The organism is Streptomyces sp. WMMC940, assembly GCF_027460265.1.
Taxonomy (GTDB): Bacteria; Actinomycetota; Actinomycetes; order Streptomycetales; family Streptomycetaceae; genus Streptomyces.
The window spans coordinates 6946996-6968862 of record NZ_JAPZBC010000001.1; the positions used below are offsets into that span (position 1 = coordinate 6946996).

A 21867-nucleotide genomic window follows, 5' to 3' on the forward strand; every position below is an offset into this window, starting at 1 on the left:
CGTGCGGGCCACACTTCGCTGGGCGCACGCCGACCTGCGCACCCACCGGGGCGAGGCGCTGTTCATCGTCTCCGCCACCGCGGGCATCGTCGCCGCCCTGCTGCTCGCCGCGGCGCTCTTCGGCTACGCCACCAACCCCTGGCAGCGCGTCTTCGCCCAGTCCCACGGCGCACACGTCTGGATCCACACCGGGCCCGCCGCCGACCCGGGCCGGCTCGCCGCCCTCGACGGGGTCGAGGCCGTTTCCGGCCCGTTCCGCACCGCTTCGGCATCCGTGGCCTCACCGGGCGCCCGCGCGTCCGTCGAGCTGCGCGGCGCCGGAGCCGAGCCGCCCGCCACCGGGCGTCCGCTCCTCACCTCCGGCCGCTGGCTCACCCCGGCGACCCCCGACGGCGTCGTCCTGGAGAGCAGCCTCGCCCGGGCCCTCGTCGCGGGCCCCGGCGACACCCTCACCCTCTCCGGCACCGGCCGCACCCTGACCGTCATCGGCGTCGCCGACAGCGCCGAACCGCGCTACCGGCCCGGCGAGCGGCCCGGCACCGTCTGGGCCCTGCCCGCCCAGGTGCGGGACACGGGCGAGAGACCCGGCCACGTGGTCGGTCTGCTGCTCACCGACCCCGCCGACACCGACTACGCCGTCCAACGCGCCGTCACCGTGCTCGGAGCCGGGGCGGTCACCGACGTCTCCCACTGGCAGCAGGCCAGGTCGGAGGCCCAGGGGGACACCCGGCTGCTCGGCCAGGTCCTCGGGCTCTTCGGGCTCGGCGCGCTGCTGGCCGCCGCGCTCGCCGTCTTCGGCGCGATCAGCACCCGGGTGCGCGGCCACCTCAGGGACATCTCCGTCCTCAAGGCCGTCGGCTTCACCCCGGGGCAGGTGGTGCGGGTGTTCCTGGTCCAGCACCTGGCCTTCGCCGTTCTCGGCGCCCTGGTCGCCACGCTGCTCATCGAGACGCTGGGCAGCGCCCTGCCCGGACGTCTCGGCGAGGCGGTCGGCGTCTGGCAGGGGCTGCCGGGGCACACCGCCGCCCTGCTCGCCGTACCCGTCGCCGCGGTGCTGTTCATCGGTGCCACCACCTGCCTCGCCGCCTGGCGGGCCGGCAGGGTCCCGCCGGTGCCGGTGCTCCCGGCCGGGAAGGCCGCGGGCGGCCGGCTGTCGGGACCGGCCAGGAAGGCGCTCGGGCTCGGGTTGCCCCCGGCCCTCGTCCTCGGTTGGCACCGGGCCTTCGCCCGCGGCCCGCAGAGCCCCGCCACCATCGTCCGGCTGGCCCTGCCGCTGCTGCTGATCACCGTGGCGCTCAGTGCCTGGACCACCATCGCGCGCTTCGACAGCAGACCGGCGGAACTGGGACTGCCCTCGGCGCTGACCGCCCGCGCGGCCGGCGGCCTCGCCGAAGGGGAGGCAGCGGCGCTGCTCGACGGTCACCCGCAGGTCGTGGCGGCCCATCCCGGTGTCGAGGTCGCGGCGCTCGTCCCCGGCCAGACCGGCACCATCGCGCTGCGCGGCCTCGGCACCCGCGAGCGGCCGTACCCGTACACCGTGGCAGAGGGCCGGGCCGCCGACGGACCCGACGAGGCGGTGGCCGGGCAGGGCCTGCTCGACCTGCTGGGGGTGGAGGTCGGTGACTGGGTGCGCATGACCGTCGGGGGCCATCCGCAGATCCTCCACATCGTCGGCCGGAGCATCGAACCGGAGAACGGCGGACGGACCGTCTCCACCTCGCTCGACACCCTCCGCGAGAACGACCCGGCCATGCGTGCGACGCTGTACCAGATGCAGCTGCGGCCGGGGGCCGACCCTGCCCGCGTACGTGCCGAGCTGACCGAGGCGTCGGCGGGGAGACTCGACATCCACGAGGTCACCAGCCCGGCCGACCGGCTCTCCACCATGCGGGGCGTCGTCGCCGGGCTGATCGGTGTGCTCGCCCTGATCGGGCTCACGGAACTGTCGACGGCGATCGGTGGGAGCGTCCGGGACGGGGAGCGCGATCTCCTCGCCCTGAAGGCGATCGGGCTGTCGCCCCGGCAGATCACGGCGGTCACCGTCACCGCGGTCGGCTGCACCGCGCTGGCAGCCGCGGTGGTGGGAGCGGGGCTCGGGGTGCCTCTGGCCCACTGGCTGATCGACTCCGAGGGCCGCTCCAGCGGCATCGGTGCCGGTATCGCGCAGACCCCGTCGCCGCTCCATCTGGTGTTGCTCGCGACCGCCGCCGTCATCGGAGCGATCGCGCTCGCGGCGCTGCCGGCGGCCCGGGCCGCGCGCCGCCGGCTGGTGGACACCCTCAGCGCGGTGGCCTGAGCCGGAGAGCCCGCCCGCGCGCGCCGCCTTCGAGGGGTGTGAGCCGGTGGGGCGGACTGTCCGTCCGGTGCGGATTCCGGGGACCGGTGCCCTACCGCGTCTCCCGGGCGGACCGCGGCCCCGGCTCCTCCGGGGGCGGCTGCCGGGTCACCAGCAGGGGGGCGACGTCCTCGCGGACCGTGCGTTCGCCGATGATCACCTTGGCCACGTCGCCGCGGCTCGGAATCTCGTACATGACGGGCCGCAGGACATGCTCCATGATTCCCCGCAGGCCCCGGGCGCCGGTGCCGCGCAGCATGGACTTCTCCACGATGGCCTCGAGGGCGGCCTCGCTGAACTCGAGCTCCACGCCGTCCATCTCGAACAGCCGCTGGTACTGCTTGACCAAGGCGTTCCTCGGCTCGGTGAGGGTTCGCAGCAGCGCGGTCCCGTCCAGGCTCGACACCCGCGCGATCACGGGGAGCCGGCCGATGAACTCGGGAATCAGTCCGAACCGGATCAGGTCGGCGGGCATCACCCTGGCGAACGCGTCCCCGTCGTCGGCCCCGTCCCCGGAGCCCACCTCGGCGGCGAAGCCGAGGCCCCGCCTTCCGGTCCGGTCGTCGATGATCGTCTCCAGCCCGGCGAACGCCCCGCCCACGATGAACAGCACGTTCGCCGTGTCGATCTGGAGGTACTCCTGGTGCGGATGCTTGCGGCCGCCCTGCGGCGGCACCGACGCGGTGGTGCCCTCCAGGATCTTCAGCAGGGCCTGCTGCACCCCCTCGCCCGAGACATCGCGGGTGATCGACAGGTTCTCGCCCTTGCGGGCGATCTTGTCGATCTCGTCGACGTAGACGATGCCGGTCTCGGCGCGCTGCACGTCGTAGTCGGCCGCCTGGAGCAGTTTGAGCAGGATGTTCTCCACGTCCTCGCCCACGTACCCGGCCTCCGTGAGGGCGGTGGCGTCGGCGATGGCGAACGGGACGTTCAGCAGCCGGGCGAGGGTCTGCGCGAGGTAGGTCTTGCCGCAGCCGGTGGGGCCGAGCAGCAGGATGTTGGACTTGGCCACCTCGACCGGCTCGTCCTCCTCCTGCTTGCCGCGGACCCGCTTGTAGTGGTTGTAGACGGCAACCGCGAGCGACCGCTTGGCCGACTCCTGACCGATGACGTACCCGTCGAGGAACCGGTGGATCTCGGCCGGCTTGGGGAGCTCCGTCAGCGGCGTGGTGGTGAAGTCGGAGAGTTCCTCCTCGATCAGCTCGTTGCACAACTCGACGCACTCGTCGCAGATGTGCACCCCGGCGGGGCCGGCGATGAGCCGCCTCACCTGCTTCTGGCTCTTCCCGCAGAAGGAACACTTCAGCGGATGGCCGTCCTCACCGATGCGTGACATGAACGTGCCCAGCCCCCTCCGGATGGTCTCGTCATCCGGATGTTACTGTCATTCGAGCCGGGAAGGGTGACGGCGCACGCGCGACGAGGAGAACGATGGCTCGGCTCACCAGGGTTCAGACGCAGCAGCGGACCCGTGCCGATGTGCTGGCGGCAGCCCGGGACGAGTTTGCCGAGAACGGTTTCCGCGCCGCCAGGATCGACGCCATCGCCGAGCGGGCCGGTCTCACCCGCGGCGCCGTCTACTCCAACTTCCCCGGCAAGCGCGCCCTCTACTTCTCCGTCCTCGCCGAACTGGCCGAGCGCGCGCCCTCGACGACCGGACCCGCACCCCAGCAGGGCCGCACCGCGGCCGAGGCCCTCGGTGCGCTCGCCCGGGCCTGGGTCACGCGGCCGGCGTCCGCCGGGGCGGAACGGGGCGGCCGGGACCGCGTGGGGGCCGGGCCCACCGGCGGAGCACGGCCGGGGGCGGCCGGGCTGGGAGCCGACCTCGTACCGGAGGTCACCGCCGACGAAGGGCTGCGCCGGTCCTACCGCCAGCTCCTCGAAGTGGACGCACTGCTCGTCGCACTGGCGCTGGAGGCGCTGCGACCGCTCGCGCCGGTCCCGGGCGCTCCGCCGCGCCGCTCGGTGCGGCTCGCCAAGACCGTCCTCGCCACCCTGCACGGCGCGAGCCGCACGGCCGCGGCGGCGCCGGGCTTCATCGAGCCGTTCGACGTCGTCAGCGCCTGCGAGCAGCTGGCCGGACTGGAGCTGAGCGACTGGTGGGCCCCGCCCACCGGGATACGGCCCGCCGCCCGGGCCGACGACCCGTGGCGACCGCCCGCGGCGGCCGATCTCGTTACGTGCGAGCCCGTGCGCCTCACCTCGGACGGTGTGGTGGCCCTCCTCGGCATGCACCGGCTGTCGGCCGTCGAGGAGGCCGTACGGGCCGCCCCGCCCGGCACGGGGATCACCCTCGTCGCCGTCACCGGGGAACCGGACGAGCTCGTACCGCTGTCGCGTCTGGTCGTCGGGGAGCTGAGCCGGTGTCTGCGGGAGGCGTTTCCGCGGTCGGCGTGGCCGGGACTGGAGGTGCTGTGCGACGGCTCGGGGGAAGTCGCCGCAGCGGCCGGGATCACCCGCGTCGGCGACACCACCGAGGCGGCGGTCCGCGTCGGGGGCGGTCGCATCGTGTACCGGGCGACGGGCCCAGGCGCCTGCCACGCCGTCGCCTCCGCCGCCGTGTCGCACGCCGGGCCCGCCCCCGCCGCGTGCTGACCGGCCGGCCGGCCGCCCCGGAGCACCGGGCCCGGGCAGATGCCCGGTACCCGGCGAGTGCGATGAACGAGCCGGAGCCGGAGCCGATGCGCGTCCGCCGGACGCCGGCGCCGGACGACCGGGGAGCCGCGAGCCCGGAAGAGCCGGCGGGAGCACGGGAGTCCGGCACCAGGAGCGACCCGAAGCGCACCGGAAGCCCACGTTCCCCTGCGGAGGGGAGAGGCCCGGGGCCTCAGAGCAGTTCGGAGTCGAACAGCCGCAGCAGGGCCTCCCCGCCCGCCTCCGTGTCCGGCGTGTCACCCGGCAGCGGCTGCTCGGCCCAGATGATCTTTCCCTCGGACGTGTACCGCGTGCCCCAGCGCTCGGACAGCTGCGCCACCAGGAACAGCCCACGGCCGCCCTCGTCGGTCGTCGCGGCGTAGCGGAGGTGTGGCGAGGTGCTGCTGCCGTCGGCGACCTCGCAGGTCAGGCCCTGGTCGTGGAGCAGCCGTACCCGAATGGGCTGGGTGCCGTAGCGGATCGCGTTGGTGAGCAGCTCGCTGAGGATCAGCTCGGTGCCGAACGCCATCTCCTCCAGTCCCCACTCCGTCAGCTTCGCGACGGCGGCGGCGCGCATCCCGGCGACCGCGCTGGGGTCCGACGGCACGTCCCACTCGGCGACCCGGTCCGGGCCGAGGGCGCGGGTGCAGGCGATGAGCAGTGCCACGTCGTCCTTCGGGCGGGCGGGCAGCAGCGCCTCCAGCACTCCCTGGCACGTCTGCTCGGGTGTGCCGTCCGTGCGGGCGAGGGCGCGACGCAGCAGTTCGATGCCGACGTCGATGTCGCGGCTGCGGTCCTCGATCAGCCCGTCCGTGTAGAAGACGAGTCTGGTGCCTTCGGGGATCTCGAGCACCGCGCTCTCGAACGGCATCCCGCCGAGCCCGAGTGGCGGGCCCGCCGGGAGCTCCGGGAACTCGACGCTGCCGTCGGGGCGGACCAGCGCCGGCAGCGGATGCCCGGCCCGGGCCATCGTGCAGTGCCGCGACACCGGGTCGTAGATGGCGTAGAGGCAGGTGGCGCCGGTCATCGCCGGGCCGTCGGGACTGCCGCCGGGGCCCATCTCGTCCTGGTCGATGCGGCCGACCAGGTCGTCCAGATGGCCGAGGAGCTCGTCGGGCGGCAGGTCGAGCGTGGAGAAGTTGTGCACCGCGGTCCGTAGCCGCCCCATCGTCGCCGCGGCGTGCAGCCCGTGGCCCACCACGTCGCCGACGACCAGGGCGACCCGGCTGCCCGGCAGCGGAATGACGTCGAACCAGTCGCCGCCCACCCCGGACTGGGCCGGCAGATAGCGGTGCGCCACCTCCACGGCGCTGTGCTCCGGCAGCGCCCTCGGCAGGAGGCTGCGCTGGAGCGTCACGGCGAGCGCGTGCTCACGCGTGTACCGGCGGGCGTTGTCCACCGACACCGCGGCCCGGGCGACCAGCTCCTCGGCGAGGGACAGATCGTCCTCCTCGAAGGGGCCGGGCTTCTCCGAGCGCCAGAAGTTGGCGACCCCCAGGACGACCCCGCGGGCCTGCAGTGGCACGGTGATGAGCGAGTGGATGCCGTACTCGACGATCGCCTTCGTCCGCTCGGGGTCCTGGGCGCGCCAGCCCAGCGCCCTGGACAGGTCCGGTACCACCTCGGCCCGTCCGGTGCCCATCCCGCGGGCCTGCGGTGTGGAGGGCAGGAACGCGATCAGCCTGCCGCGTTCGTAGAGCGGGTGGTCGTCGCGGATCCCGCTGACGGCGGTGCGGCGCATCTCGCCCGCGGAGCCGTTCGGCTCCTCCCCGTTGAGTACCGGGTCCGCGAGGTCGACGGTGACGTAGTCGGCGAACGAGGGGACCGCGACCTCGGCCAGTTCCTCCGCGGTCCGGGTCACGTCCAGCGTCGTCCCGATCCCCACACCGGCGTCGTACAGCAGCTGGAGGCGCTTGCGCGCCACTTCGGCCCGGCCCGTCAGCGCCTGCAGCTCCGTGGAGTCCCGGATGGTCGCGACGGTGCCCAGCGGGCCGCCCGGGCCGTCGGTGGGCCGCTGGTTGACCACGAGCAGCCGGTTCCCTGCGGTCAGCACCTCGTCCGTGGCCGCCGTGCCGGAGGCGAGCAGTTGTGCCGTCGAGGGTTCGAGACCGGCCAGGTCGCGCACGGGCCGTCCCTCGGAGTCGGGGCCCAGGTCCAGCAGCCGGCGGGCCTCGTCGTTGGCGAGCAGCAGCGTTCCGTCCCCGCCGACGATGACGACGCCTTCCCGTACCGCGTGGAGGACGGCGTCGTGATGCTCGTACATACGGGTCATCTCGGCCGGGCCGAGCCCGTGGGTCTGGCGTTTCAGGCGTCTGGTCGCCAGGGCCGTGCCGGCGGTGGCCAGGGCGAGGCCCGCGGCTCCCGTGCCGAGGATGACCGGCAGCTGCCGGTTCACCGCGCCCGTGACGTTGCGGACGGTCAGGCCGGCCGACACCAGCGCCTCGACCTTGCCGTCCGGACCGGTGACCGGGACGACCGCCTGGACCTCCTTGCCCAGGGGGCCGTCCACGCTCTCGAGCAGGACCTCGCCCTGCAGGGACGGTTCGATCGTGCCGACGAAGCGGTGCCCGATCCGCTCCGGCAGGGGATGCGTGTAGCGGATCCCGTTGGTGTCCATGACGACGATGAAGTCGACGCCCGCGCGCTTCCGTGCCTCCTCGGTGATCGGCTGCAGGACGCGGGACGGGTCGGGGGAGTCCAGCGCGGTGAGCAGCCCGGGGGAGTGGGCAAACGATTCGGCGACCGCGACCGACCGGTTGCGGGCCTCACGGTCGGTGTCGTGCCGGGTCTGAAGGACCAGGGCGAGGATCGTCCCGAGAACGAGCAGGACCACGACCGCCACCTGGAGGATGAATACCTGCCCGGCGACGCTCCTGGGGCGTTTGCCGATCAGTGGCCGAACCGACACGCCCCGCAATCGGTCGAAGCGCCTGATCACGCTGTCCTTTCTAGCACCGCTTGCCCCCATCGGGCCATACGCGTCCGGCAACGTTCGACCTCGGAGGTCGGGAAGTGGGAAAGCTCCTCACGGACAGGTATAGAGGAATTCCGCCGACGCGTCGTGTTGCGAGGGTGAGCTGAGACGCAGCTCGGCACGGGCGCGGTAGGCGCCCTCGCCGTGGAAGGTCCACAGAAGACGCAGCCGCGCCCTGTCCTGACCGCGGGCCAGCCGCTCCGTCAGCACCTCGGACGCGGTGCCGTCACTGCGCACCCAGCGGTAGGCCAGGGTGCCCGGTCTGCCGTCGGTGCGCACCACGGCCGTGACGACGGCGGTGCCGTCGCAGCCCGGGCCGCCGGGGTCGGCGTCCACCGCGACGCCGTGGACCGTGGGGCCGGGGCCGTACCGCTGCCAGCCCAGGAGAAGGAGGGCGGCGAACAGGATCAGGGCCGCCAGGGAGTAGCGGCGCAGTCCGGACGCCCACGACCGGCCGGTGCCGCGGGACTGCGGGGCCGCGGCACCCGGCAGTGTGCCCGTGTGCCACACGGCGGTCGTACGGTCCCCGTCGTATCTCTCCCGTGCCGCCGCCGTGACTCCCGGGCCGAAGCGCAGCACCGTGCCCTCGACCGCGTCCGGGGGCGTGTCGGGCAGCTCGGACCAGTGACTGGCGAGCGCGGTGGCGCTGTAGTCCTCGGGCGGAGGCGGAACTTCCCCCTCGCCTTCCGGCGACGGGGAAGGGGGGCGGAAGGGGAGGCGCGGGTCGTTCATCCGATCGTGCACCTCTGCGTCACGATCTCCTGCCGTGAGCCGCCGTTCGCGGCACCCGGCGAGCTGTCCGCGGTGAGCCGCCAGTAACAGGCCCTGGCGTTCCGGAAGACGTGTTCGACGGTGAGCGTGTACCTCGTCGCGCCACTGCGCTCGAAGGTGTCGGCGGCGCCGTCCGGGGTGCCCGGGCCGCCCTTGGCCGCGGCGGTCGCCCAGTCCAGGACGATGCGTACCGGGCCGGTGCCGTCCGTGACGACCTCGACGGTCGCGGTGGCCGTCGCCGCACCCGTCTGCCGCAGTGAACCGATCGACACGGTCGCCACCGGGACCTCCGGCGGCTCCGGTGTCACCGGTGGTTCGGAGGTGACCGGTGGCGGGTCCGGTGAGGTCACCGGCGGGGCCGTGGGAGTTCCGGGTGCGGTGGGCGGGATGGCGGGGCCGGACGGGCCGGCGGTCACCGTCGGCCCCGGCGCCGAGGGCGAGGCCGAGGGCGAGGAGCCGGGGGACGCGGAGACGGCGGACGGCGACGGCGGGGCGGAGGCCGGGCCGGTGGCCGCGTCCGGCGCCGGAGGCACGGCGCTCGTGGTGGCGACCGCCCGCGCCGCCGGACTCCCCGGACCGTCACCGGCGGCCTGCGCCGCGATCACCAGCAGCAGCCCCAGGACGAGCGCGAGCGACGCGGCGAACAGTCCCTGCCGGTCCGGCCACAGAGCCCCGAGCCGGTGACCGCGCCCCAGCGAGGTCGACGCCCGCGCCGCCACCGAGACGGGCGGCGCGCCGGCCGAGGGAAGCAGCAGCGGCAGCAGCGCGGCCAGCGCGGCGAGTTCCCCCCGGCCGCGCTCCTCCCAGTCGGGTCCGACGGCCTCGCACGCGATCGCCTCCAGCTCCGCGACGAACGCCTCCGCGGTCTCCGGCCGCTCCTGCGGGGACTTCGCCATCCCGCGCCGGATCAGCGGCCGCAGTTCCTCGGGCACCCCGTCGACCGGCACCGGCGCGCTCGTGTGCCGGAGCGCGAGCTCCGCGAAGTTCTCGCCGGAGTACGGCTTGTGTCCCGTGACGCACTCGAAGAACGTCGCCGTGGCCGCGTACACGTCGGCGGCCGGCGAGGCCGGCCCGCCGGTCCACTGCTCCGGGGCCATGTACGAGGGCGTGCCCGCGACCCCGGGCGTCGTGCCCCGCCCCGCCGCGATACCGAAGTCGACGAGCTTCGACGAACCGTCCGGCGCCACCAGCACGTTCTCCGGCTTGTAGTCGCGGTGCACGACTCCCGCCCGGTGCGCCGCCGCCAGCCCCAGCAGCGAGCCCTTGAGCACCACGAGGGCGGGCGCGACGCCGGTCGCGCCCTCCCTGGCCAGCAGGGCGCGCAGCGCCACGCCCTCCACCAGCTCCATCACGATGGCCGCGCCGTCGGGGCACTCGACGTACTCGTACAACCGGACCACGTGCGGGGTGTCGAGCCCGCTCAGCAGTCGTGCCTCCGAGCGGAAGGCACGGACGAAGGCGGTGTCCCGGCGCAGCCGCTCAGCGAGGTACTTGACGGCCACCGGTGTGCCGGTGGCGTCGTGGACGGCGAGCACGACCCGTCCGCTGCCGCCCGAACCGAGTTCTCTGGTCTCGGTGTATCCCGGGACCGTCCATGTGTTCATCCCACCCCCTCGGCGGACGCGGCCGGAGCGCACTGCCGGCGCCGCGTGCGCCGTCGTCCCCACAACAGACACACGTACGGTACCGGCCGGTTCCCGGCGGTCCGGGTCATGGGCGTTCCGCGGCCGCTGTCCGGCCGGCGCGGGTGATCAGTCCGTGCAGCCGCTCGGCGGCGGCCCGGCCGAAGGAGGGGTCGTTGATGTGGGTGGGGAAGTCCACCGTCTCCACCGGGCTGCCCCGCAGCCCCTCCCGCAGCGCCGCGAACAGGGCCGCGTCGGCGTCCGGGTCGTGGTACGGGCCGTCCGGCGCCCCGAGCGTCGACAGCCCGCGCAGGGGTACGCACACCTCCGCCGGTCCCCTGGCGCCGCGCAGTTTCTCCGCGATGCCCCGGCCGAGCTCGGCGCACTCCCGCGCGGTCGTGCGGACCACGGTCACGGACGGATTGTGGACCCGCACGTCCCGGCCCCGCAGCCGCTCCGGGACGGTGTGCGGAGGACCGAACTTCACCATGTCCAGGGCGCCGGGGCTGACGACCTGGGGCGTGCCCCGGCGGCCCGCGGCGCGCAGCCGGTCGGGGCCGGCGGTCAGGGTGCCGCCGACCAGTTCGTCCGCAAGCTCACTGAGCGTCATATCCAGGACGCCGACGAACAGCCCCTGCTCCGCCAGGGCTTCGAGGGTCCGGCCGCCGGTGCCGCTGGCGTGGAACACGAGCACCTCGTAACCGAGTTCGGTCAGCCGCTCGCGGGCCGCGTCGACCCCGGGGGTCGTGACGCCGGCCATGCTCGCCGCCACCAGCGGTCTGCCGCCCGCCCCCAGCCGCTCCGGCCGTACGGCCCGGGCGCTCCCGGCGAAGCCCTTCGCCATTCCGCAGACGGCGTCGACGGCGTTGGCCAGGACCGGGGCCGAGACGGAGTTGACGCCGGCGATGTCGACGACGCTGTACATCATGGTGATGTCCGCGGATCCGACGTAGGCGGACACCTCGCCCGACGCCATCGACGACACCATCAGCTTGGGTACGCCGAGCGGCAGACCGCGCATCGCACGGGTCGCGATGGAGGTCCCGCCGCTGCCGCCGAGGGCCAGTACCCCGTGCAGCCGCCCGGCCTCGTACAGCCGCAGGAGGGTGGCGGCCGCACCCCGGGCCATCGTGGTCACGGCGGCGCCGCGGTCCCCCTCGGCCCGCAGCCGCTCCAGGTCCGCGCCCGCGGCCCGGGCCACCTCGGAGCGCGGCACGTCCGGGCGCAGCCGCGGTTCGCCGGCGACGCCCGCGTCGACGACCACCACACCGACGCCGTGCCGCAGCAGCCGCTCCCGAAGCCACGCGTACTCGAGACCTTTGGTGTCCAGGGTGCCCAGAAGGACGACGATCGCCATCCCGGTACTGTCCGCGAGAATCGACAAAGCGACAAGGGTGCCTGCGGGCGGCTCCGGCGGTACCGCCGGACCGGGCGGCGCCCTCGCCGGGAGCGACGCGTCGCACACGGCACCCGGCGGCCCGTCCGTCCGCCGGGCCGCGGCGGAGCCGGCGGAGTCGCCCGAGCAGGCCGCGCCGGGCCGGCCGCCACGGCGAACCACGGGTGCGCCGGGCGCTCGGGATCGCGGCCCGGCCCCGTTCCCGCCGTCGGCAGACGCGCCCCCGCGCACCCGCCGAGCGGCGGGCTTAGGCTGGACTGGCTGTTCACCGTGGAGGTGTGCCCATGTCGCGTAACCACCACTTCCACCTCGATCGGGGCGACCATTCGATCACCGTCAACGTCGGCCCCGGCAGGACCGGTGGCATCGAGCTCCTGGTCGACGGCAAGGTGATCGCGTACCGGCGGGAGCACGGTACGGGCACGACGGTGCTCAACGGCCTGCTGCCCGACGACCCGGCCCGGGAGTTCGTGGTCCGGGTCCACCAGCCGCACCTGGTGCGGATGAAGCCCGGCTGCACCCTGGAGCTGGACGGTATGGAACTGCCCATGCCGGAGCGCTACACCGCGTTCTGAGCGCCGCCGATCGGTCCCGCCGGTGGTCGCTTTCGAGTGACCCCGGCGGCTCCGTACCGCAGGTGGCGGTCCGCCGTACCGGAGCATCGCAGTCGGCCGGACTCCGCCGGCCCTGGACCGTGTCCGCGAAGCCCCGCCCCGCCCGCCGGCGGAGCGCGCCACCGACGCCGACACGGCCCAGCCGCCGGATCCGGTGGAAGGCCGTCATGCACATCCTGCTCATCGCCAGCGCCTACAACAGCCTCACCCAGCGCGTCCACGCGGAGCTGAGGGACCGGGGCCACAGCGTCGCCGTCGAGCGCACCCCGGACGGGGACGCCGTGCGCGAGGCCGTCCGCCGACACGAGCCCCGCCTCGTGCTCGCCCCGATGCTGAGGACCGTCATCCCGGAAGACGTCTGGACGCGGCACACCTGTCTCGTCGTCCACCCCGGCCCGGTCGGCGACCGGGGGCCGTCGTCCCTGGACTACGCGGTCCAGGAGGACGCCGGGGTGTGGGGCGTCACCGTCCTGCAGGCCGACGGGGAGATGGACGCCGGAGACGTGTGGGCCGCGGCGAACGTCGCCCTCCCGCCCCTCGCCAAGAGCGATCTCTACCGGGGTGAGGTCTCCGACGCCGCTCTCACCGCCGTCCTGCTCGCCGTCGACCGCTTCTCCTCCGGCACGTACGAGCCCCGGCGGCAGAGCGCCGGGTACGGCAGGATGAGCGTCCGGCCGTACGTCCGCCAGGAGCTCCGGCGCATCTCCTGGGAGGACGACTCCACCGAGACCGTGCTGCGCAAGCTGCGCGCGGCGGACTCGCAGCCGGGCGTGCTCGACGAACTGCTGGACGGCGAGTGGTTCCTCCACGGCGGCCACCCGGAGGACCAGCTGCGCGGCCGCCCCGGTGAGCTGCTCGCCACCCGGGCCGGCGCCCTGTGCCGGGCGACCGTGGACGGCGCCGTCTGGATCCCCGAACTGCGGCACCGCCGCGACGCCGAGGGACGGCCCGGTGTCAAGCTGCCCGCCACCCTGGCGCTGGGGGACCGGCTGCCGCTCCTGCCCGATCTCCCCGCGCCCCTCGGCCTCGGCGAACACCGCCGTACCTGGAGCGACATCCGCTACCGGGAGGAGGGGCCCGTCGGGGTGCTGTCGTTCTCCTTCCCCGGCGGCGCGATGAGCACGGAGCACTGCCGGCGGCTGCTCGACGCCTACCGGGTCGCCTGCTCCCGGCCCACCTCGGTGCTGGTACTCGGGGCGGCACGGGACTTCTTCTCCAACGGCATCCATCTCAACGTGATCGAGGCGGCAGCGGACCCCGCGGCGGAGTCCTGGGCCAACATCAACGCGATGGACGATCTCGTGGAGGCCGTGCTCACCACCACGGACCGGCTCGTGGTGGCCGCCGTCGGCGGCAACGCGGCCGCGGGCGGGGTCATGCTGGCACTCGCCGCCGACGAGGTCTGGTGCCGTGCGGGGTCGATCCTCAACCCCCACTACCGGCTCATGGGTCTGTACGGCTCGGAGTACTGGACGTACTCCCTGCCCCGGCGCGTGGGCGGCCCCATGGCCGAACGCCTCACCTCGCAGGCCCTGCCGGTGACCGCGACCGCCGCACTCCGCCACGGTCTGGTCGAGCGGGTCGTCGAGTGCGGTCCGGAGGAGTTCGCGGGCGAGGTCACCCGGATGGCGGCACGCCTCGCCCCGAATCCCTCGACCCAGTCCCGGATCGCCGCCAAGAAGGCGCAGCGGGAGCGCGACGAGGCCGTGCGGCCGCTGGCCGCGTACCGCGCGGACGAGCTCGCCCGGATGCTGCGGACCTTCTCGGACCCGACCGCCCCCTACCACCGGCTGCGGCGGGCCTTCGTCCGAAAGGAGTCATCGCGGGGCGCCCGGCCGGAGCAGGCCGCGGTGGCAGCCGGGACGGCCGCCTGTTAGCAAAGGACGAAGGCCCGATTACGGGTCTTTTTGTCGCGATATCCCCCAGGAGACGCCTCATGGATGCAGGAACGCCGACCACGGTCGACGCCGCGGCCTCGTCCGGCGCGGCCGCGGCCGAGGACCAGCCGATCCATATCCTCTGGATCAACGCCGGACTGAGCTGCGACGGCGACTCGGTCGCGCTGACCGCCGCCATGCAGCCGAGCATCGAGGAGATCGCCCTCGGTGCCCTGCCGGGTCTGCCGAAGATCCAGGTCCACTGGCCGCTGATCGACTTCGAGTGCGGTCCGGTGGGCGGCGCGGACACCTTCATCGAGTGGTTCTTCAAGGGGGAGCGCGGGGAGATCGACCCCTTCGTGCTCGTCGTCGAGGGCTCCGTGCCCAATGAGTCGATCAAGCAGGAGGGGTACTGGTGCGGCTTCGGCGACGATCCCGAGACCGGCCAGCCCATCACGACCAGTGAGTGGATCGACCGGCTGGCCCCCAACGCCCTCGCCGTGGTGGCGATCGGCACCTGCGCCACCTACGGCGGCGTCCACGCGATGGCCGGCAACCCCACCGGCGCCATGGGCGTGCCCGACTACCTCGGCTGGGACTGGAAGTCCAAGGCGGGCATCCCGATCGTGTGCGTCCCCGGCTGTCCGATCCAGCCGGACAACTTCGCGGAGACGCTGACGTACCTGCTGTACCAGGCGGCCGGCTCCGCACCGATGATCCCGCTCGACGACAAGCTCCGCCCCACCTGGCTGTTCGGCCAGACCGTCCACGAGGGCTGCGACCGGGCCGGCTACTACGAGCAGGGCCAGTTCGCCGAGACGTACGACTCGCCCGAGTGCCTGGTGAAGATCGGCTGCTGGGGGCCCGTCGTCAAGTGCAACGTGCCCAAGCGCGGCTGGATGAACGGGATCGGCGGCTGCCCCAACGTGGGCGGCATCTGCATCGCCTGCACCATGCCGGGCTTCCCCGACAAGTTCATGCCGTTCATGGACGAGCCGCCCGGCGGCAAGCTCTCCAGCACGGCGAGCGGCGCCTACGGCGCCGTGATCCGCAGGCTCCGCAACATCACGGCCAGGACCGTGGACAAGGAGCCCAAGTGGCGGCACACGGGCGACAAGATCACCACCGGTTACCGGCCCCCGTGGTCGACGTGACCCCCCTCCGGGACAGCGACACCCCCTCCCGCTCGACGACGTGATGACGTGAAGAAGGGCACCGCACACACGATGGCACCGAAGACACAAGCGGCCGGTGACGGCCTGGTGGAGATGTCCTGGGATCCGATCACCCGGATCGTGGGCAGTCTCGGCATCCACACCAAGATCGACTTCAAGCAGAAGCGGGTCGCCGAGTGCTACAGCACCTCGTCGGTCTTCCGCGGCTACAGCGTCTTCATGCGAGGCAAGGACCCGCGCGACGCACACTTCATCACCAGCCGCATCTGCGGCATCTGCGGTGACAACCACGCCACGTGCTCCGTCTACACGCAGAACATGGCGTACGGGGTGAAACCGCCGCACCTCGGTGAATGGATCATCAACCTCGGCGAGTCCGCCGAGTACATGTTCGACCACAACATCTTCCAGGAGAACCTGGTCGGGGTCGACTACTGCGAGAAGATGGTCCGCGAGACCAACCCGGGCGTCTGGGAGTTGGCGCAGCGCACCGAGGCCCCGCACGCCGCCGAGCACGGTTACCGCACCATCGCCGACATCATGACCTCCCTGAACCCGCTCGAAGGCGAGTTCTACCGCGAGGCCCTCCAGGTCAGCCGCTACACCCGGGAGATGTTCTGCCTGATGGAGGGCCGCCATGTGCACCCCTCCACGCTCTACCCGGGCGGCGTCGGCACGGTCGCCTCCGTCCAGCTCTTCACGGACTACATGACCCGCCTCATGCGGTACGTGGAGTTCATGAAGCGAGTCGTCCCGCTCCACGACGACCTGTTCGACTTCTTCTACGAGGCCCTGCCCGGCTACGAGGAGGTCGGCCGCCGCCGGGTGCTGCTCGGCTGCTGGGGAGCCCTGAACGACCCCGAGTACTGCGACTTCACCTACGCCAACATGACCGACTGGGGACGGAAGATGTTCGTCACCCCGGGCGTCATCGTGGACGGCAAGCTGGTCACCAACGACCTCACCCAGATCAACCTCGGCATCCGGATCCTCCTCGGCAGCTCGTACTACGAGGACTGGGAGGGCCAGGAGCAGTTCGTCACCCACGACCCGCTCGGCAATCCCGTCGACCCGCGCCACCCGTGGAACCAGCACACCATCCCCGCCCCCCAGAAGCGGGACTTCGGCGACAAGTACAGCTGGGTCATGTCCCCGCGCTGGTTCGACGGCAAGGAGTACCTGCCGCTCGACACCGGCGGCGGACCCATCGCCCGGCTGTGGTCCACCGCGCTCTCCGGCCTCGTCGACATCGGCTATGTCAAGGCCACCGGGCACAGCGTCGTCATCAACCTGCCGCGCTCGCTCACCAAGCCGGAGACCACCTTCGAGTGGAAGATCCCGCAGTGGAGCAACGCGCTGGAGCGCAACCGCGCCCGCACCTACTTCCAGGCCTACTCCGCCGCCGTCGCCCTGCACTTCGCCGAGAAGGGCCTCGAGGAGGTCCGCGCCGGACGCAGCCAGACCTGGGAGAAGTTCGACGTGCCCGACGAGTCCATCGGAGTCGGTTTCACCGAGGCCGTCCGGGGCGTCCTCTCCCACCACATGGTCATCCGGGACGGCAAGATCGCCAACTACCACCCCTACCCGCCGACCCCGTGGAACGCGAGCACCCGCGACACCTACGGCACCCCCGGCCCCTACGAGGACGCCGTGCAGAACACGCCCATCTTCGAGGAGAACTCCCCGGAGAACTTCAAGGGCATCGACATCATGCGGGCCGTCCGCAGCTTCGACCCGTGCCTGCCGTGCGGCGTCCACATGTACGTCGGCGACGGCCGGACCGTGAAGTCGATGCACGTGCCCACCGGACTGAGCGGCCTCGCCGGATGAGCCCGGTCACCGGCACGGTCAGTGCGGAGCAGGCGGGCCGGCGGGTGGAGGAGATCCTCGACCGGCTGGCCGCCGGCGGCGACGAGCAGGCGTGCGCGGCGGCCGAGGAACTCGTCCGGGTCCTCATGGACTTCTACGGAGCCGGACTGGCCCGGACCGTCGAACTGCTCGCCCGCCCCGCAGACGCCGCGCCCGCCGAGGGGCGTCCCCCGGCGCCGCTCAACGGGCTGCTCGGCGACGAACTCGTCAGCAGCCTGCTGGTCCTGCACGACCTGCACCCCGAGGACGTGCCCACGCGGATCGCGCGTGCGCTGCGCGGAGTGCGGCACTCCCTCGAGTCGGCCGGGTACGACGAGAGCACCGGCGTCCTGCGGCTCCGCCTCACCGGTTCCACCGGATGCGGCTGTCCGAGCACCCAGGAAGTCGCGCGGCAGGCGGCCGTCGAGGCACTCGCCTGCTTCGCGCCCGAGGTGACGGCCGTGGAACTCCACCCCGTCAGCCGAGAACCGGCTCTCCTGCAGATCGGCGCAGGGCCGCCCGGCGGTGGTTCCGCCGCGGGCCGGGCGCCGGCCACGGCGACGTGAGCGCGGTCCCGAAGGGGCCGGGGCGGCAGCGGACCGCCCCGGGGCCGCGCGGACTGCGCCGGTTCACGGCGCCCCGGCCGCCCCGCGAGGAGCGCTGCGAACTGTGCGGTGCCGCGCTCCCCGACGCGTGTCACCGGCATCTGGTGGACACCGAGAAGCGGGCCCTGGCCTGTGCCTGCGGTCCGTGCACCCAGCTCCTCGACCGGCCCGGCGCGTCACGGGGCCGCTTCCGGGCCGTGCCCGCGCGCCACCTCACCGACCCCGGACACCGCATCGACGACACCACCTGGGAGCTGCTGCGGATCCCCGTGGGCGTCGCCTTCTTCTTCCACAACTCCGCGCTCGGACGGCCCGTCGCGCTCTACCCGAGCCCGGCGGGCGCCACCGAGAGCGAGCCGGAACCGTCGTCCTGGGAGACGGTGCTGGCCGCGACCGAACTGGCCGGCATGCTCGAACCCGACGTGGAGGCACTGCTGCTGCGCCGCTCCGGCGGCCGCACCGAGTGCCATCTGGTCCCGGTCGACTCCGCCTACGAACTCGTCGGCCGGATGCGACTCACCTGGCACGGCTTCGACGGCGGTCCCCAGGCCCGCGCCGAACTCGACGCCTTCTTCGACCGTGTACGACAGCGGGCCACACCGCTCCGGGGGAGCCGCGCATGACCGAATTCACCTTCCACTGCACGGACGTACGGGCCGATCCGTACGCCGCCGGCCCGACGCTCGTCTTCCGGCTGCGCGTCACCGCGTCGCCCGGGACCCGAGTCCACGCCCTCGCCCTGCGCTGCCAGTTGCGCATCGAACCGGTCCGGCGCGGCTACGCCGACTCCGAGGCCGAGGGCCTGAACGACCTGTTCGGCGAGCGTTCGCGCTGGGGCACCTCGATGCATCCGCTGCAGTTCGCGCAGGTCTCCCACATGGTGCCCGGCTTCACCGGCGAGACCGAGACCGATCTGCCCGTGCCGTGCACCTACGACATGGACGTCGCCGCCACCCGCTACGCCCATGCCCTGTCCGAGGGCGAGGTGCCGCTGCTGATGCTCTTCTCCGGCACCGCCTTCACCGGCGCCGGTGGATTCCACGTCGAACCGGTGCCGTGGGACCGGGAGGCCGCGGTCCGGATGCCCGTGAAGGTCTGGCAGGAGATGGTCGACCAGCACTTCCCGGGCTGCGGCTGGATCCGGCTGCCACGGGACACCATGGACGCCCTCCTCGCCTTCCGCTCGCGGCGGGCCCTGCCCTCCTGGGAGTCCACGGTCGAAGCCCTGCTCGACGCGTCCGGCGGGAGGACGGCCCCGTGACCGCCACCGCCGTCTTCACGCCCGAGACCGAGGCCCGGCTCGCCGCCGCGCGCCACGTCGCCGACGCGGTCCTCTTCGAGGGCTACGTGCTGTACCCGTACCGGGCCTCGGCGGCAAAGAACCGGCTGCGCTGGCAGTTCGGGGTGCTCGTGCCGCCCGCCTGGAGCGCACGCTGCGAGGAGCACGACTTCCAGCACACCGAGTGCCTGATGGAGCCCCGGCCCGGCGCGGCCCTCGCGGTGGAGGTCCGCTTCCTCCACGCCCAGCGGCGCACCGTCCAGCGGGCCACCGCGGACGGCGGCTTCGAGACGGTCCGCGAACTGGACCTGGAGGACCGGGTCCTGGTCCCCTGGGACGAGGGTGTCGAGGAACGCGTCGAACTGACCGTGCCCGTCGCCGACCTGGCGGGCGAGGGCGTCGCCGTCCCCTTCACGCGGACCGCCCGAGAGGAGACCGAACCGGTCCTGGACGGCGAGGGGCGCACCGTCGGCCGCCTCCTGCGCCGCCGGGAGGAGATCAGCGGCGTCGTGCGGCTCTCCACCGCCGAACTCGACGGCCCCTACCGGACGATGCGGCTCACGGCCGTCGTGGAGAACACCGGCGACTGGATGCCGCGGCCCGGCGGTGACCGCGACGCGGCCCTGCCGTACTCACTCGTGGCCAGCCATCTGCTGCTCTGCCTCGACCGCGGCTCGTTCCTGTCCATGACCGACCCGCCGGAGTGGGCCGAGGGAGCCGTCGCGGACTGCCGGAACCTCCACACCTGGCCCGTGCTCGCGGGCGAACCCGGCCGAACCGACCTGGTGCTGTCGTCGCCGATCATTCTCGAGGACCATCCGGCCATCGCACCGGAGAGCCCCGGTGCCCTCTACGACGCCACCGAGATCGACGAGATCCTCGCCCTGCGCACCGCGGCCCTCACGGACGAGGAGAAGCGCGAGGCCAGGGGCACCGACGAGCGGGCCGCCGCGGTCATCGACCTGGCCGACACCATGCCCGCGGAGGTCCTGGAACGGCTGCACGGCGCCGTGCGCAGCCTGCGGGAGGTCACCGGACCCGCGTCGTACGAGGACCCCCTCGCCGCCGCCGGCCACGGCACCGCCCGCCCCGACACCCCCTGGTGGGACCCGGGCGGCGACACGAGCGTCGACCCCGGGCACGACCGGGTGACGGTGGACGGCGTCCCGGTCGGCGCGGGAAGCCGGGTCGTGCTGCGGCCCGGCCTGCGCCACAGCGACGCGCAGGACCTCTTCCTGCACGGCCGCACCGCCCTGGTCGAGGCCGTGCTGCACGACGTGGACGGCGGTGTGCACATCGCGGTCACCGTCGAGAGCGACCCGGGCGCCGACATCCGCCGCGAACAGGGCCGGTTCCTCTACTTCCAGCCCGACGAGGTCGAACCCCTGGAGACTGCATGAACGCCCCCGCGCAGGACCGCCCCCGGACCCTCGTCGCCGGCGTCGGCAACATCTTCCTCGGCGACGACGGCTTCGGCGTCGAGACCGTGCGCGCGCTGGCCGGGCAACCGCTGCCGGACCACGTCGAGGTCACCGACATCGGCATCCGCGGCGTCCACCTCGCCTACCAGCTGCTGGACGGGTACGACGCCCTCGTCCTGGTCGACGCGACGGCCCGCGGCGGCGAGCCGGGCACGCTCTACCTCATCGAGCCGGACCACGGCGGCGGTACCGTCGCCCCCACGGACGCCGTCGCCCTCGACGGCCACCGGATGTCCCCCGACGCCGTACTGGCCCTGCTGGACACGCTCTGTGCCGGTACCGGGGCCGCGGCGCCCCGCCGCGTCCTCGTCGTCGGCTGCGAACCCGCGTGCGTCGAGGAGGGGATCGGACTCAGCCCGCAGGTCGCCGCCGCCGTACCGGGAGCCGTTCGCATGATCACGGACCTGGTGCACCAGTCAGCCCCGGCACCGACCGGTCTCACCCGAGGAGCACACCCATGAAGAAGAAGGTCATCGGCGGCGCGGCCGCCGCCACCGCGGTCGTCGCGCTCGTCAAGGGATTCCTCCCGGACATCAGGCGCTATCTCCGCATCCGCAGGATGTGACCCGCACCGCGTGACACGCGGGATCCGACCCGAGCGCCGTGCCGCGTGACCCGCCCCCCGGGATCCTGTGGTGACCCCGGGGGAGCGGGGCGCGCGGCACGACCTCCGCGATCCCGCCCCGCGCCGTGCGGCGGGGACCCGCCGGCCTCCCCGCCCCGCGGCCGCTGCACCGAACGGCGGACGCGACCGGGCACCGTCGGCGCGCCGGTAGGAGCGGCCCGGCGGGCGCCCCTGTAATGGGCACGGCCACGCCCGCCCCGGGCACAACGGGCCAGCGCCGCGCAGGACGGAGACCGATGCACGAGATGTCCATCGCGCTCGCCGTCGTCGACCAGGTCGAGGACGCGGCGCGATCGCACGGCGCCTCCCGGGTGCGCACCGTGCGCCTGCGGGTCGGCGAGCTGGCCGGAGTCGTCCCCGACGCGCTCGCCTTCTCCTTCCAACTGGCCTGTGCGGGCACCCTCGTCGAGGGAGCCGACCTCGTCACCGAGACCGTCCCCGGCCTCGCCCGCTGCGCCCCGTGCGGCGACGAGTGGGCCGTGGGCATGCCGCCGCGGCTGACCTGCCCGGTGTGCGACCGGGCCACCACGGAACTGGTCTCCGGCCGCGAACTGCGGATCGCCGCCGTCGAGTGGCACGACGACCCCGCGGACCCCCGGGTTCGCGAACCGATCTCCGAGGAGGGCTGACC

At 73.5% G+C, this 21867-nt stretch carries 18 protein-coding genes; 13 read left to right on the forward strand and 5 right to left on the reverse strand.

Annotated features, from left to right (window positions below; genetic code table 11):
* Position 1 precedes the first annotated feature (1 nt).
* Positions 2–2296 carry an ABC transporter permease gene (locus O7595_RS30630; RefSeq protein ID WP_269731826.1) on the forward strand — a complete coding sequence of 765 codons (2295 nt, stop codon included), beginning with the start codon at positions 2–4 and terminating at the stop codon, positions 2294–2296.
* A gap of 91 nt (positions 2297–2387) precedes the next feature.
* Here the strand turns inward: O7595_RS30630 and clpX are convergent, their stop codons facing one another.
* Positions 2388–3671 carry an ATP-dependent Clp protease ATP-binding subunit ClpX gene (gene clpX / locus O7595_RS30635; protein ID WP_269731827.1) on the reverse strand — a complete coding sequence of 428 codons (1284 nt, stop codon included), beginning with the start codon at positions 3669–3671 and terminating at the stop codon, positions 2388–2390.
* A gap of 95 nt (positions 3672–3766) precedes the next feature.
* Here clpX and O7595_RS30640 point away from each other — a divergent pair, with 95 nt between their 5' ends.
* Positions 3767–4930, forward strand: a complete 1164-nt coding sequence (locus tag O7595_RS30640) for a TetR/AcrR family transcriptional regulator (protein ID WP_269731828.1) — start codon at positions 3767–3769, stop codon at positions 4928–4930.
* Positions 4931–5162: 232 nt separating this feature from the next.
* Here O7595_RS30640 and O7595_RS30645 read toward each other — a convergent pair whose 3' ends face one another.
* From O7595_RS30645 to O7595_RS30660, 4 genes are all read right to left on the reverse strand, one after another.
* The gene (locus O7595_RS30645; protein WP_269732685.1) at positions 5163–7877 is read right to left on the reverse strand and encodes a SpoIIE family protein phosphatase/ATP-binding protein; all 2715 of its coding nucleotides are present in this window, start codon (positions 7875–7877) and stop codon (positions 5163–5165) included.
* 117 nt (positions 7878–7994) lie between these two features.
* Positions 7995–8675 (reverse strand): hypothetical protein, encoded by a 681-nt coding sequence (locus tag O7595_RS30650; protein ID WP_269731829.1) that lies wholly within the window; start codon positions 8673–8675, stop codon positions 7995–7997.
* Positions 8672–10318, reverse strand: coding sequence for a serine/threonine-protein kinase (locus tag O7595_RS30655; RefSeq protein ID WP_269731830.1), 1647 nt, complete (start codon positions 10316–10318; stop codon positions 8672–8674). The genes O7595_RS30650 and O7595_RS30655 overlap by 4 nt, the downstream gene beginning before the upstream one ends.
* A gap of 106 nt (positions 10319–10424) precedes the next feature.
* Positions 10425–11693: a Tm-1-like ATP-binding domain-containing protein gene (locus O7595_RS30660; RefSeq protein WP_269731831.1), complete on the reverse strand. Its 1269-nt coding sequence runs from the start codon at positions 11691–11693 to the stop codon at positions 10425–10427.
* A 323-nt stretch (positions 11694–12016) separates the two neighbouring features.
* Between O7595_RS30660 and O7595_RS30665 the strand changes: the two genes are divergently transcribed.
* The 11 genes from O7595_RS30665 (at position 12017) to hypA (ending at position 21865) form a co-directional block, all read left to right on the forward strand.
* Entirely contained in the window at positions 12017–12307 is a 291-nt protein-coding gene (locus O7595_RS30665) for a hypothetical protein (protein WP_269731832.1), read from the forward strand.
* Between the two features lie 206 nt (positions 12308–12513).
* Positions 12514–14223: a hydrogenase maturation protein gene (locus tag O7595_RS30670; protein ID WP_269731833.1), complete on the forward strand. Its 1710-nt coding sequence runs from the start codon at positions 12514–12516 to the stop codon at positions 14221–14223.
* A 59-nt stretch (positions 14224–14282) separates the two neighbouring features.
* Complete coding sequence (locus O7595_RS30675) at positions 14283–15377, forward strand: hydrogenase expression protein HypE (RefSeq protein WP_269731834.1); 1095 nt, start codon at positions 14283–14285, stop codon at positions 15375–15377.
* Between the two features lie 72 nt (positions 15378–15449).
* A complete protein-coding gene (locus O7595_RS30680) occupies positions 15450–17228 on the forward strand; it encodes a nickel-dependent hydrogenase large subunit (protein WP_269731835.1) in 1779 nt (592 codons plus the stop codon).
* Positions 17225–17812, forward strand: a complete 588-nt coding sequence (locus O7595_RS30685; protein ID WP_269731836.1) for a hypothetical protein — start codon at positions 17225–17227, stop codon at positions 17810–17812. The genes O7595_RS30680 and O7595_RS30685 overlap by 4 nt, the downstream gene beginning before the upstream one ends.
* Positions 17809–18474 carry a DUF5947 family protein gene (locus O7595_RS30690; RefSeq protein WP_269731837.1) on the forward strand — a complete coding sequence of 222 codons (666 nt, stop codon included), beginning with the start codon at positions 17809–17811 and terminating at the stop codon, positions 18472–18474. The genes O7595_RS30685 and O7595_RS30690 overlap by 4 nt, the downstream gene beginning before the upstream one ends.
* Positions 18471–19112 (forward strand): DUF6084 family protein, encoded by a 642-nt coding sequence (locus tag O7595_RS30695; RefSeq protein WP_269731838.1) that lies wholly within the window; start codon positions 18471–18473, stop codon positions 19110–19112. The genes O7595_RS30690 and O7595_RS30695 overlap by 4 nt, the downstream gene beginning before the upstream one ends.
* Positions 19109–20530 (forward strand): hypothetical protein, encoded by a 1422-nt coding sequence (locus tag O7595_RS30700; protein ID WP_269731839.1) that lies wholly within the window; start codon positions 19109–19111, stop codon positions 20528–20530. Before O7595_RS30695 ends, O7595_RS30700 begins: the two co-directional genes overlap by 4 nt.
* Positions 20527–21072, forward strand: a complete 546-nt coding sequence (locus O7595_RS30705; RefSeq protein WP_269731840.1) for a hydrogenase maturation protease — start codon at positions 20527–20529, stop codon at positions 21070–21072. Before O7595_RS30700 ends, O7595_RS30705 begins: the two co-directional genes overlap by 4 nt.
* The gene (locus O7595_RS33980; protein WP_432074536.1) at positions 21069–21176 is read left to right on the forward strand and encodes a DUF6893 family small protein; all 108 of its coding nucleotides are present in this window, start codon (positions 21069–21071) and stop codon (positions 21174–21176) included. The genes O7595_RS30705 and O7595_RS33980 overlap by 4 nt, the downstream gene beginning before the upstream one ends.
* A 296-nt stretch (positions 21177–21472) precedes the next feature.
* Positions 21473–21865, forward strand: a complete 393-nt coding sequence (gene hypA, locus O7595_RS30710; RefSeq protein ID WP_269731841.1) for a hydrogenase maturation nickel metallochaperone HypA — start codon at positions 21473–21475, stop codon at positions 21863–21865.
* The last annotated feature ends 2 nt before the right edge of the window (positions 21866–21867 follow it).